The sequence below is a fragment of the Sinobacterium norvegicum genome (genome assembly GCF_923077115.1).
GTDB classification, from domain to species: domain Bacteria; phylum Pseudomonadota; class Gammaproteobacteria; order Pseudomonadales; family Sinobacteriaceae; genus Sinobacterium; species Sinobacterium norvegicum.
Genome location: NZ_CAKLPX010000004.1, coordinates 317,563 through 329,700 on the forward strand (window position 1 = coordinate 317,563; position 12,138 = coordinate 329,700).

The 12,138-nt window shown below is 52.9% G+C and carries 10 protein-coding genes; 9 read left to right on the forward strand and 1 reads right to left on the reverse strand.

Annotation, left to right across the window (positions count from 1 at the left end):
* Nucleotides 1–32 precede the first annotated feature (32 nt).
* The 3 genes from L9P87_RS16035 (at nucleotide 33) to L9P87_RS16045 (ending at nucleotide 4,693) form a co-directional block, all read left to right on the forward strand.
* On the forward strand, nucleotides 33–2,198 hold the full coding sequence (locus tag L9P87_RS16035) for a molybdopterin-containing oxidoreductase family protein (protein ID WP_237445774.1): 2,166 nt from the start codon (nucleotides 33–35) through the stop codon (nucleotides 2,196–2,198).
* A 70-nt stretch (nucleotides 2,199–2,268) separates the two neighbouring features.
* Nucleotides 2,269–3,735: an NAD-dependent succinate-semialdehyde dehydrogenase gene (locus L9P87_RS16040; RefSeq protein ID WP_290368524.1), complete on the forward strand. Its 1,467-nt coding sequence runs from the start codon at nucleotides 2,269–2,271 to the stop codon at nucleotides 3,733–3,735.
* A gap of 259 nt (nucleotides 3,736–3,994) precedes the next feature.
* Complete coding sequence (locus L9P87_RS16045) at nucleotides 3,995–4,693, forward strand: TetR/AcrR family transcriptional regulator (RefSeq protein ID WP_237445775.1); 699 nt, start codon at nucleotides 3,995–3,997, stop codon at nucleotides 4,691–4,693.
* Nucleotides 4,694–4,780: 87 nt separating this feature from the next.
* On the opposite strand, the gene L9P87_RS16050 is transcribed toward L9P87_RS16045, so the two are convergent.
* Nucleotides 4,781–5,917: an acyl-CoA dehydrogenase family protein gene (locus L9P87_RS16050; RefSeq protein WP_237445776.1), complete on the reverse strand. Its 1,137-nt coding sequence runs from the start codon at nucleotides 5,915–5,917 to the stop codon at nucleotides 4,781–4,783.
* A gap of 206 nt (nucleotides 5,918–6,123) precedes the next feature.
* Here L9P87_RS16050 and L9P87_RS16055 point away from each other — a divergent pair, with 206 nt between their 5' ends.
* From L9P87_RS16055 to L9P87_RS16080, 6 genes are all read left to right on the forward strand, one after another.
* On the forward strand, nucleotides 6,124–7,689 hold the full coding sequence (locus L9P87_RS16055; protein WP_290368525.1) for a coniferyl aldehyde dehydrogenase: 1,566 nt from the start codon (nucleotides 6,124–6,126) through the stop codon (nucleotides 7,687–7,689).
* Between the two features lie 108 nt (nucleotides 7,690–7,797).
* Nucleotides 7,798–8,775, forward strand: a complete 978-nt coding sequence (locus L9P87_RS16060; protein WP_237445778.1) for an NAD(P)H-dependent flavin oxidoreductase — start codon at nucleotides 7,798–7,800, stop codon at nucleotides 8,773–8,775.
* A gap of 53 nt (nucleotides 8,776–8,828) precedes the next feature.
* Nucleotides 8,829–9,599, forward strand: coding sequence for an SDR family NAD(P)-dependent oxidoreductase (locus L9P87_RS16065; RefSeq protein WP_237445779.1), 771 nt, complete (start codon nucleotides 8,829–8,831; stop codon nucleotides 9,597–9,599).
* 96 nt (nucleotides 9,600–9,695) lie between these two features.
* Entirely contained in the window at nucleotides 9,696–10,832 is a 1,137-nt protein-coding gene (locus L9P87_RS16070; RefSeq protein WP_237445780.1) for a CaiB/BaiF CoA transferase family protein, read from the forward strand.
* 28 nt (nucleotides 10,833–10,860) lie between these two features.
* Nucleotides 10,861–11,643, forward strand: coding sequence for an enoyl-CoA hydratase/isomerase family protein (locus L9P87_RS16075; protein ID WP_237445781.1), 783 nt, complete (start codon nucleotides 10,861–10,863; stop codon nucleotides 11,641–11,643).
* An 88-nt stretch (nucleotides 11,644–11,731) separates the two neighbouring features.
* Entirely contained in the window at nucleotides 11,732–12,100 is a 369-nt protein-coding gene (locus L9P87_RS16080; protein WP_237445782.1) for a nuclear transport factor 2 family protein, read from the forward strand.
* Nucleotides 12,101–12,138 lie beyond the last annotated feature (38 nt).

Below are 12,138 nucleotides of genomic sequence, written 5' to 3' on the forward strand. Positions count from 1 at the left end.
GGCGATAGTCCGCCGCCAAGTTCGAGGATTTCATGGCCAGCGAAACCATAAAAACATACTGCCGCTTCTGTCACGCCAACTGCCCGATGGAGGCCACTGTTGAAGACGGTAAGCTCACCGGCGTTCGCCCAGACGTCGATAATGAGATTTTCGGCGGTTACACCTGTCTGAAGGGTCGGCAAATGCCCGAGCAGCTGTATTACCCTGAACGCATCCAGCAGTCGTTGAAGAAAAATGCCGATGGCAGCCATACGGCCATCAGCAGCAGCCAGGCATTGGATGAGATCGCCGAAAAGCTGAAGGTGATTATCGATCGTCACGGCCCCCGAGCTGTCGCCAGTTATAACGGCACGGTATCGTTTCAAAACTCAGCCACTCATCCGGTGGCCAAGGCGTGGCACACGGCGCTCAAATCGCCCTCTTACTACACCAGTATTACCATTGATCAGCCCGCCAAGGTGGGTATTGGCCAGGCTCGTATGGGCTTCTGGGGTGGTGGTAGTCATACCTGGGGTGATTCAGATGTGGCGTTGATTATTGGCAATAACACCCTGGTCTCCCACTTTTCAATCCCCGGTGGCATACCGGCATTCAGCCCCTCTAACGCCTTACGTGAAGGCAAAAAGCGCGGTATGAAGGTTATCTGTGTCGACCCGCGTCGCTCAGAGGTCGCCTCTCGCTCCGATTTACATCTGCAAATAAAACCCGGTCAAGATGCCGCGCTACTGGCAGGCTTGATCCATATTATTCTCGAGGAAGAGCTGCATGACCAAGCCTTCTGTGCCGAGAATATTGAAAACTTAGCCGAATTCAAGGCCAGCTTAAGTCGCTTTACTCCGGATTATGTTGCCAGCTGTACTGAGCTGGATCGTGAAGATATTATTGCCGCAGCGCGGATGTTTGCCGGCGGTACGAAGGGCACAGCCAGCACCGGCACGGGCCCAGAAATGGGGCCTAACCCCAACTTAATTCAGCATCTTACTCAGGCGATTAATGCTATCTGTGGCCGCCACTATAGAGCGGGTGAAAAGCTCCCCAATGCTGGCGTACTCTCACCCTTGGCGCCGCGTCTAGCCCAGGCAGTACCGCCACAGCCCGAATGGCTGACCGGTACTCGCAGCCGGGTCAGTGATGATATTGGTGAGGTCACCGTACTGACGGCCAATGGTCCGACCAAGGAAATGCCTACCGCGATTATTGCGGATGAGATTCTGATGGAAGGTGACGGGCAGATCAAAGCCCTGCTGTGTGTTGGTGGTAATCCGGCACTCGCCTGGCCTGGCCAGGACAAGGCCTATGCGGCATTAGACGCATTAGACCTGTTGGTGTGTATCGATTATAAGCTGTCCGCTACAGCGGAAATGGCCGATTACGTGATCGGGTCAAAACTCTGTCTCGAGCGTGATGACCTGACTGTGCTAACGGATATTTGGTATGAGAAGCCCTACAGTCATTATACCAAGACCGTGGTTGAGGCCGAGGGCGATGTGATTGAAGAGTGGGAGCTCTTCTGGGAGTTGGGTCAGCGCTTAGGCTTGACCATGACGGTTAACGAACAGCCTGTTGCCATGGATAGCAAGCCGTCTAAGTACGATATTCTCGCCATGATGACCCGCGACTCACGGGTGCCGCTGGATGAGATTTATCAGCGCGATGGCGGCCATGTTTACGAGGTGCCAGATGTCATCGTACAGGCGGCAGACCCTGCCACCAAAGGCTATCTCAATGTTTTCCCCGACGGCTTGAGTGAAGAGTTGGCCGCCGTTGTCGAACAGGCCGACGAGGCGTTGGCAGCCAAGCAGGACTACCCGTTCTTGTTAATCAGCCGCCGGATGAAGAATACCTTTAACTCCACCGGCCCTGAGCTCAGCTTTCTCGCGTCGAAGGGCACGACCAACCCCGCCTTTATGAACCCGGATGATTTGGCCGCGTTGAATGTGGCCAGTGGCGATATTATTTCGATCAGCTCGATCAACGGTGAGATACCCGCCGTTGCCCAGAGCGCCCCGGACATCAAGCGTGGTGTTATTTCTATGGCACACTGCTGGGGGGCTGCGCCTGGTGCAGGCACTGACGACAAGGTAAGAGATATTGGCGCCAATACCAATCGGTTGATCAATAATCTAGACGGTTCTGAAAAATACAGTGGCATGGCGCGACAGAGTGCCATTGCCGTTGCGTTAAAAAAACTGGCATAGTCACTGGACTTGCGGATCAATAAATTTACTGAACACAATTAATTATAAAACATAATATTTGAGGTCAATCATGCTAACGCTTTCCAATCCATCGTTACTTTGCTCACAGCTGTATATCAACGGCGAATGGGTTAATGCCGATAGCGGTGCCGTTATGCCGGTGTTCAACCCGGCAACGAAAGAAAAAATTATCGACATCCCCAATGCTGGTGCGGTGGAAACTCGTCGCGCCATTGAGGCGGCGGATGTTGCTTTTCAAAGCTGGCGCAACGTGGTTGCCAAAGAGCGCTCAGCGGTACTAAAGCGCTGGTTCAAGCTGATCATGGACAACCAGGAAGACTTGGCCATGCTGATGACGGCAGAGCAGGGTAAGCCACTGGCCGAATCCCGCGGCGAAGTCGCCTACGGTGGCGCCTTTGTTGAATGGTTTGCCGAAGAGGGTCGCCGAGTTTACGGTGACACGATTGCGTCTAACAATGCCACTCAGCGCATCGTCACCCTTAAACAACCGGTCGGTGTGGTTGCGGCAATCACTCCCTGGAACTTTCCCATTGCGATGATTACCCGCAAGGTCGCTCCGGCGTTGGCGGCCGGCTGTAGTATTGTGCTCAAGCCCGCCACCGAGACACCGTTGTGTGCCTTGGCACTAGCCAAGCTGGCAGAGGATGCCGGTGTTCCCGCTGGTGTCTTTAGCGTGGTTGCCGGTAATAAGGCTCGCGACATTGGTGGTGAGATGACCGGCAGCAGCATTGTCAAAAAATTGACGTTTACCGGTTCAACTGAAATCGGCAAGGTGCTAATGGAGCAGTGTGCCGGTACGGTTAAGAAGACCTCAATGGAGCTGGGTGGTAATGCGCCGTTTATCGTCTTTGAAGATGCCGACCTCGATGCTGCTGTGGTCGGTGCCATGGCTTCAAAATACCGCAACGCTGGTCAGACCTGTGTCTGTGCCAACCGCTTCCTGGTACAGGATACGGTTTTTGATGCCTTTACAGAAAAGCTTGTCGCCGCGGTAAAAGCCCTAAAAGTTGGCAATGGTGCCGATGATGGCGTAACCATTGGGCCGCTGATTAACGACGCCGCCTTCGATAAGGTCAGCTCCATCGTCGATCAAGCCACCAGCAATGGTGCGCGGGTATTGGTAGGCGGTGAGGGCAGTCAGGGTGAGGGTGAAAACTTCTATCACCCAACCGTGCTGGTTGATGTCGATGACAGCATGGATGTGTATAACGAAGAAATCTTTGGCCCTATTGCGCCAATCTTCAAATTCTCTACAGAAGAAGAGGCCATCCGCATCGGTAACGATACCCCGTTCGGACTATCGGCTTATTTCTACTCCCGTGATATCGGCAGAATCTGGCGAGTCAGCGAGGGTTTGGATTACGGCATTGTGGGTATTAACGAAGGTATTATCTCGACTGAGGTTGCCCCGTTTGGTGGTGTCAAAGAGTCCGGTATTGGCCGCGAAGGTTCTAAGTACGGCATCGATGATTACCTAGAAATAAAATACCTCTGCATGGGTGGCGTCAATCAATAAGCACCAGTAACAAAGAAGTTCCCAGCGTTTGCCCTCGCTTCGGCGAGGGCTTTTTTCCACTAATCATTCAACAATCAACGCGTTAATTTCGGGTTGACCGGCTATCACCGCTTGGTGACGATAGGCTTTTGGCAATATCAGGCATTTTTCACACAAAAAACCGGATTCCTTGTTTGGATTCACATATAATGCTCTAAAACCTTATTCAAATTAAACAGTACTGATTGTTTTAGATCTAATTATTCGGAGGACACTGGCAATGCCAAGGACCAAGGCCAAGCCAACAAAAGTAAAGGATAGTCAGAAAAAGTCAGTTGATGGCGTTAGCTGGCAGGCACAAAAAAGTGCCATGACTCGCGACCGTATTCTCGATGCCGCTCTTCACTCCTTTATTAATCTCGGCTATACCAATGTAACCACCGCCAAGGTTGCCAGCGAAGCAGGTGTTTCCCGTGGCGCAATGCTCCATCATTTCCCCGCCAAGACAGCATTAATACAAGCGGCGATAGAGTATCTGCACAGTAAATTACTGGCTGACTACACCGAAAAGGTGGATAGAATTCCCGCGGACTTAACCGGGACTGCCAGACGTCGTGCCGGTGTCGATGCCTATTGGGAGCACCTCAGTGGCGATTTATTTACCGCCTATCACGAGTTGAGTGTTGCCAGTCGCACCGATCCAGAGTTACTCGATATTATCCAGGAGTCTGTTGCTAAGTTTGAAAGCCATGTTGCCGAGACCAATTCCAGTTTATTTGCTGAGTGGGAAGGTCACGGTGAGCGTTATACTCTGGCGATGGATTTAACAAAGTTCTTAATGGAAGGCATGGTCATGGGGCAGATTGCCAATGATCGCAAGGCTCGTATTAACCGACTGTTGGATTATTTGATGGATCGCCTCGAAGAAATATTCGATGAGGATGACGATTCAGCGATTTCGCGACACGTCAACGGTTAACAACACAGGCAAAAAAAAACAGTGCATAAGCACTGTTTTTTTTGCCTCCAAGCACTGCACCGTGGCAGCGCTGGAAAGTCGGTTCTGTTACGCCATGCTCTGTTGGCGCTTGGTGTACTGCTGAAGGTAATATTTCTCATCACCATAAAGCATGCCCAAAACCAAAAGACGTTTATAGTAATGGCTGACATCGAGCTCGTCGGTCATGCCGACGGCACCGTGCAGTTGCACCGCTTGTTGAGACACATAGCGCCCCGCCTCCGCCAACTTAACCTTCAGCGCGGCACAGGCCAGAGCAGCATCCTCATTCCCCTCGGTCAGTTTAATCGCCGCATTGAAGAGCAGTGAGCGTGTCTCTTCAACCTTCAGATACATGTCGGCCATGCGATGCTGCAGTACTTGGAATTTACCAATAGGCTGGCCAAATTGCTGACGAATGCCGGTGTATTCAACCGTGCTATCCAGTAATTTTTGCATCGCAGCCAAGGCTTCACCACCCATGGCGACAATAGACTCATCGATGACCTGCTCAATCAAAGCGAGGCTCTGCCCGGCGGTACCGAGCAACTGATCTGCGGATAAGCGTACGCCCTCAAAGTGAATCACCGCGCCTTTACTGCTATCGACGGCAGCAAAAGATTCCAGCCGAATACCGGCTGCTGTGGTGTCGACGATAAATAGGCTGAGCGATTCAGGGTCATCGGCATTAAGGCGTGCGGTTACCACAAGGTGGTTTGCGCAGTGGCCATTGAGTACGGCAATCTTACTGCCGGTTAACACATACCCATCAGCGTCTTGCACTGCGACGGTGGTGATAGCTGACATGTCGTAACCGCTGCCATCTTCAGCAAAGGCAAATGCCCATTGCTCACTGCCGTCGATAATCTTCGGGATATAATGCTCTTGCTGTGCTGAGCTACCGGCCAAGCGAAGAAAGCCGCCGCAGGTGATGACGGTACTGAGAAACGGTTCGCGGGTAAGGCCCTTACCCAGGGCCTCGCAAACCACCATCACATCGGCGGCACTGCCACCAAAGCCACCCTGCTCCTCGGCAAAGGGCACACTCAACCAACCCAGGTCAGCAAATAACTGCCAAGTCTCCGGGTCAAAACCCTGGGCCGACTTGGATAGTTTACGATGACGTTCGGCATCATTGTTCTCTCGAACGAATTTGTCGATACTGTCTTTAAGAAGAACTTGTTCTTCAGAGAGGGAAAAATCCATACGCAGCCCACACTTATTGATCGTTATTATTATCGGCATTGTTGCGTGGCAAGCCAGTATATACAGCCTCCTAGCGCGCAACACCGCTACCGTTATGAACTTAATATTAACAAAGCAAAAACAACAAAACAATCAGTCAATACTGTTTTATTTCTTTGAATATTACATTAGACTGAGGACAATAGTGATAGCATATTCAGCGCCTATTGCTGCACGATAGCAACTGCGCTCATTCAAATAAATACACCGATAACACCATTAATGTTTTTGGTGAGCGTGCCAAAAAGATCTGGTTAAACAGGCGGGTAACACCTGATAAGGGGAAAGAAATGACAAGTGCAGGCCAAACATCTGTTATCGAAATGGAGCAGACTCTCGCATCACAAAAGCAAGCCTTTATCGACGAGGGTGCTGTCTCTGCCGCCACGCGCATCGATCGCATCGATCGCTCTATTTCTCAGTTAATTAAATACCAGGACAAGCTGGCTGATGCGATGAGCAGCGACTTCGGCCATCGCCCCGCCGAGCTCAGCAAGATGTTTGATGTGGCAGCGGGTTTAGGTCCGATGCAACACGCCAAGCAACATCTGAAGAAGTGGATGCGGGTGGAAAAGCGTAAGACGCTGTTTCCATTGAACCTGTTCGGTGCGCGTTCGAGAGTCGAATATCAGCCTCTGGGTGTGGTCGGCATTATCAGCCCGTGGAACTTCCCTGTTAACTTGGCTTTCGCGCCGCTGGCCAATGCGTTGGGCGCCGGTAACCGAGCGATGATCAAGCCGTCCGAATTTACCCCGGCCACCTCGGAGCTGATCAAGCAAATGATTGAGGAGGTCTACGACCCGACTGAGGTTGCGGTGTTTACCGGCGGCCCTGATGTCGGTCAGGCCTTTAGTGGTTTGGCCTTTGATCATATGATCTTTACCGGTGCAACCTCTGTGGCCAAGCATGTCATGGCTGCTGCTGCCAAGAATCTTGTGCCGCTGACGCTAGAACTTGGCGGCAAGTCGCCGGTTGTGGTCAGCCGTAGTGCGGATATGGCGCTGACCTGTAACCGCGTCATGTGGGGCAAGATTACCAATGCGGGGCAGATTTGCCTGGCGCCGGACTACAGTTATGTCGCTGAAGAGCAGTTAGAAGATTACATCAACGGCTTGAAGCAGGCCGCTGCGACCATGATGCCGACGCTGCTGGCAAACAATGATTACAGCTCTATCATCAATGACCGTCACTACGACCGTCTGCAGCATTATATTGCGGACGCCAAAGCCAAAGGGGCGACGATTATTGAGATCAACCCTGGCGCTGAAAACTTTGCGGTTCAGCCGCATCGCAAGATGCCACCCACTCTGATTCTCAATGCACCCGATGACGCGCTGGTGATGCAGGAAGAAATTTTTGGCCCGTTGATGGCGGTGCGAAGCTATCGTGACCTGTCGGAGGCTGTCAACCATATTAATGCTCAGCCCAGACCACTGGCGCTGTATTACTTCGGTAACGATGCCCGCGAACAACGCTATGTTCTCGATCACACAATATCCGGAGGCGTCACCATTAACGATGTGCTGATGCACGTGGCGCAGGAAGATCTGCCCTTTGGCGGTGTTGGTCCCAGCGGCATGGGCTGTTATCACGGTTTCGATGGCTTTAAAGAGTTGAGTCATGCTCGCGCCATCTATTCACAGTCAAAAATGGATCTCAACGGCATGACGGGTATGAGCCCGCCGTACAATGAAAAAACCTTGAAAACCATCAAGCAAATGTTAAAGCCATAACACGCAGCCGCACAGTGAATCCTGCCGCTCCTGCCGCGGTCGATACCACTGTGCGTTCGCTGTAGGCCAATACCTGGCAGGCGTTACCGCCGATTTTGGAGAATAATAATGAAAACGCGAATTACCGAACTACTGGGCATCGAATACCCCATCATCCAAGGTGGCATGATGTGGGTAGGGCGAGCCGAATTGGCCGCCGCCGTATCAAACGCCGGTGGGCTGGGCATACTGACGGCACTGACACAGCCAACGCCTGAGGCCTTGGCAGAAGAGATCCAGCGTTGTCGCGCCATGACCGACAAGCCTTTTGGTGTCAATCTCACTATCTTACCGTCGATCAACCCACCGCCGTACGAAGAGTATGTGCAGGTGATTATTGATAATGGCGTTAAAATCGTCGAGACCGCAGGCCGCAGCCCCGAGCCATTTATGCCGGCGTTTAAGGCCGCCGGCGTCAAGGTTATGCACAAATGCACCTCGGTACGTCACGCGGTAAAAGCTGAAAAAGTAGGCTGCGATGCCGTCAGCGTCGATGGTTTTGAGTGCGCCGGTCATCCCGGTGAAGACGATATTACCAATTTGGTGCTGCTGCCCGCCGCTTTCGCCAAGCTAACCATTCCCATGGTGGCCTCCGGTGGTATCGGTACCGGCTCGCAAATGGCCGCTGCCATGGCGCTGGGCGCCGAGGGGATCAACATGGGGACACGCTTTGTTGCCACCCAAGAAGCCCCGGTACACCAGAACATGAAACAGGCCATGGTCGATGCTGACGAAACGCAGACAACGCTGATGTTTCGGACCCTTAAGAATACCGCCCGAGTCTTTAAAAACTCAGTTGCTGAGGAAGTCGTGAGTATTGAGGCTCGCCCCGGCGATACTGATTTTAGCGATCTGCAGCCATTGGTTGCCGGTGTCCGCGGCCGCGAGCAATGTATCGAGGGCGGCGACATCGAGGGCGGCATCTGGACCGTCGGCATGGTGATGGGCGTTATTGATGATATTCCCAGCTGCGATGAATTACTCAATCGTATGGTCGCAGAAGCGAAGGCCGTCTTTGCAGAAAAACTAGCCAGTTTTGGTGGTTAACTAATAACACTGCCATTCCCTTAATTTAAATAATAAAACAATGAGGTTTGTACATGGATATTCAAGGTAAAACTGCCGTCGTCACCGGTGGCGCATCAGGGCTGGGCGAGGCAACTGTTCGCCTGTATGCCGCAAAGGGTGCCAACGTGGCGATCTTCGATATGAACGATCAGCGCGGTGCTCAATTGGCCGCAGAGCTCGGTGCGACCGTCATCTATCAAAACGTCAACGTTACCGATGAGCAGTCAGTGGCCAGTGCCATCGATGCGACAGTGACGGCCTTCGGCGAGATCCATATCTGTAATAACTTTGCCGGTATTGGCGATGCTAAAAAGACCCTGGGCAGAGACGGTGCCTTTCCGTTGGATATTTTCAACAAAGTGATCAACGTCAACCTGATCGGCACGTTTAACGTGTTGCGATTAGTGGCACAGCAAATGTCGACTCAGCAGCCCGTCACCGACTGTGGCAGCCGAGGTGTGATCATTAATACCGCCTCAATAGCCGCCTATGAAGGCCAGATGGGGCAGGCTGCCTACAGCGCCTCTAAAGGCGGTATTGTCGGTATGACGCTGCCCATTGCCCGCGATTTGGCGCAGTACGGCATTCGGGTCAACACCATTGTGCCAGGACTGGTACACACACCGCTGTTTGAATCGCTGCCAGAGGACGCCTTCGAAAGCCTGTCGAAAAGCCCGCTCTTCCCTCAGCGTCTCGCTCGCCCTGATGAAATTGCCCACTTATCGCAATTTATCGTTGAAAGTGATTACACCAATGCCGAATGTATTCGTATGGATGCCGGTATTCGGATGCAGCCGCGATAGCGTAACTGGGGCCGGCGTGTCGACATGCCGGCCTGATGACAGCGCTGAAAAAACGGGGCTGTGTCGCCAATATTGACCTAAAAACAGAGACGAAAAATGGGACCATTAGCAGGCATTAAGGTTATAGAAATCAAAGGTATTGGCCCTGGGCCCTATGCTGGGCAACTGTTGGCTGACCTCGGTGCTGAGGTGATCGTGGTTGAGCGGGCATCAAAGCCTAATTCCATCGCGCCACCGTCTGCCAAAGATGTCAGCTCCCGGGGTAAAAAAAGCATTGCCTTGGATCTCCGCCATCCACAGGGGTTGGCAACCTTATTGACCCTGGTAGAGAGTGCCGATGTGATCTTTGAGGGCAATCGTCCCGGTGTCGCTGAACGTATTGGTTTTGGCCCTGATACCTGCCTAGAGCGCAACCCTAAAATTATTTACGGCCGGATGACGGGTTGGGGACAGGACGGTCCACTGGCACACGCAGCCGGCCACGACTGTAATTATATTTCACTGACTGGCGCCGCGGCGGCGATTGGCACCAAGGCACAGCCTATTATGCCGCTCAACCTGGTGGGCGACTTCGCCGGTGGTAGCATGTTTTTGGTGGTCGGTATTCTGTCGGCACTCCTGGAGGTGCGTCAGTCTGGCAAAGGTCAGGTGATTGATGCGGCGATAACAGACGGCTCAGCGCATTTGATGAGCATGTTTTATACCATGACGCAGGCCGGCAGCTGGAACACCGGGCGAGAAAATAACCTACTCGATGGCGGCACCCCTTTTTACCGTGCCTACCAAACTGCCGACGGCAAACATGTATCGGTTGGGGCGCTAGAGCCCAAGTTCTTTGCCGAACTGATCACCACTCTACAATTGCCCGAGCGTTACATTGAACAGCAACACGATAAAGGCTGTTGGCATGAATTGACCCATGCGCTGAGCGAGGCCTTTAGCGCACAGACACGAGATCATTGGGTTGCTCTGTTTGAAGGCAGCGACGCCTGCGTGGCTGGCATCCTGGATTATCAAGAGGCGGTTGATCACCCCCATAACCAAGCCCGTGGAACCTACATCGAAATCAATGGCGAGGCGCAACCGGCGCCGAGCCCGCGATTCAGCCGCAGCCAACCCGATACACCCTCGGCACCCTCTGCCGAAGGCGCTGATACTGCAGAGGTTTTATCGCAGTGGGGGCTTGATTCGGCATCAATCAAACAGCTGGCAGACAACGGCGTACTCACCTAATACTCGCGACTAAGCGGAGAAACTAACCATGCATAACTTTGAAACCATTCGCTATACGGTTGAGCAGCGCGTCGCCACCATTAGCTTAAATCAACCCAAGACACTCAATGCCATCAGCCAGCGTATGCGCCAAGAATTGAAGCAGGCGATTGACGCCTGCGAGGCCGATGACGAGGTTCGCGTCGTCGTCCTGAGCGCTCAGGGCAGAGGCTTTTGCTCGGGCACGGATTTGTCTGAGGGGCTGGCGGGCTATGACAATATAGAGGCCCAGTTGCTGGAAGAGTACAAGCCGGTATTAATGGCCATCCATCAATCAGACAAACTCTTTATCGCCTCGATACACGGTGTTTGTGCCGGTGTCGGCGCCGCTTTGGCAATGACCTGCGACCTTGCGGTGATGGCGGATGACGCCTACTTGTTCCTGGCCTTTGCCGGCCTGAGCTTAGTCCCCGATGGCGGCATGAGTTTTCATTTGGTCAATGCCATGGGGTATAAGCGGGCGATTCAGCTGTTCGCCGAGTCAGGGCGTTTAAGCGCCGAGCAATGTGTTCATTATGGCCTCGCCAACAAACATTGCGCCGCGGAAAACCTTGTGGCCGAAACAACCCACTTTGCGCAATCCTTGGCGCAAGGCGCTCCGTTGGCGCAAAAGTTTGGCAAACAGATTATGCGCTCTGTGCACGACAGTGATTTTGAGACGATTTTTCACGCCGAGTCTCGCCTCCAAACCACCTGCATGGATAGCACCGACAGTAAAAATGCCGTAGCGGCCTTTTTCAAGAAAGAAAAAGCCGTCTTTATCGGCGAGTAAGTCGACCGCTCAAGGGGCAGAGAGTGTGGGCCAGTATTGGAGAGTTGGCCCCGCTTGACCTATCTTTTAGCCACCAGCTGGTGAGGAGATGACGATGACCCAGGATGACTTACAGCAATACAGCAGCGCTTGGAGCAACCATGATATCGACGCCATTATGGCGTTTATGACCGATGATTGCGTGTTTGAGACCGGCGGTGGCCACGACCGTTTCGGCACCCGCTACGTGGGGCGGGAACAGGTGCGGGCACGGTTTGTCGAGGTGTGGACCGATATCCGTGATGTCTGCTTTACCCGTGAAAATCATCTGGTCGATGGCGACAAGGGTTGTTCTGAGTGGACGCTGACCGGCACGGCCAAGGATGGCTCGAGCATCGATGTTGATGGCTGTGACCTCTTCACCTTTGTCGGCGACAAGATCCAATCGAAACGGTCGTATTTAAAACATATCCACTAATCATACTTGCCGAACCGCAGGCTGCTATCGACCCCCCC

Bases quoted from the DNA above. Each gene is read 5' to 3' on its own strand.
- L9P87_RS16035 (WP_237445774.1), top strand. From the start codon at position 33: ATGGCCAGCGAAACCATAAAAACATACTGCCGCTTCTGTCACGCCAAC.
- L9P87_RS16040 (WP_290368524.1), top strand. From the start codon at position 2,269: ATGCTAACGCTTTCCAATCCATCGTTACTTTGCTCACAGCTGTATATC.
- L9P87_RS16045 (WP_237445775.1), top strand. From the start codon at position 3,995: ATGCCAAGGACCAAGGCCAAGCCAACAAAAGTAAAGGATAGTCAGAAA.
- L9P87_RS16050 (WP_237445776.1), bottom strand. From the start codon at position 5,917: ATGGATTTTTCCCTCTCTGAAGAACAAGTTCTTCTTAAAGACAGTATC.
- L9P87_RS16060 (WP_237445778.1), top strand. From the start codon at position 7,798: ATGAAAACGCGAATTACCGAACTACTGGGCATCGAATACCCCATCATC.
- L9P87_RS16065 (WP_237445779.1), top strand. From the start codon at position 8,829: ATGGATATTCAAGGTAAAACTGCCGTCGTCACCGGTGGCGCATCAGGG.
- L9P87_RS16070 (WP_237445780.1), top strand. From the start codon at position 9,696: ATGGGACCATTAGCAGGCATTAAGGTTATAGAAATCAAAGGTATTGGC.
- L9P87_RS16075 (WP_237445781.1), top strand. From the start codon at position 10,861: ATGCATAACTTTGAAACCATTCGCTATACGGTTGAGCAGCGCGTCGCC.
- L9P87_RS16080 (WP_237445782.1), top strand. From the start codon at position 11,732: ATGACGATGACCCAGGATGACTTACAGCAATACAGCAGCGCTTGGAGC.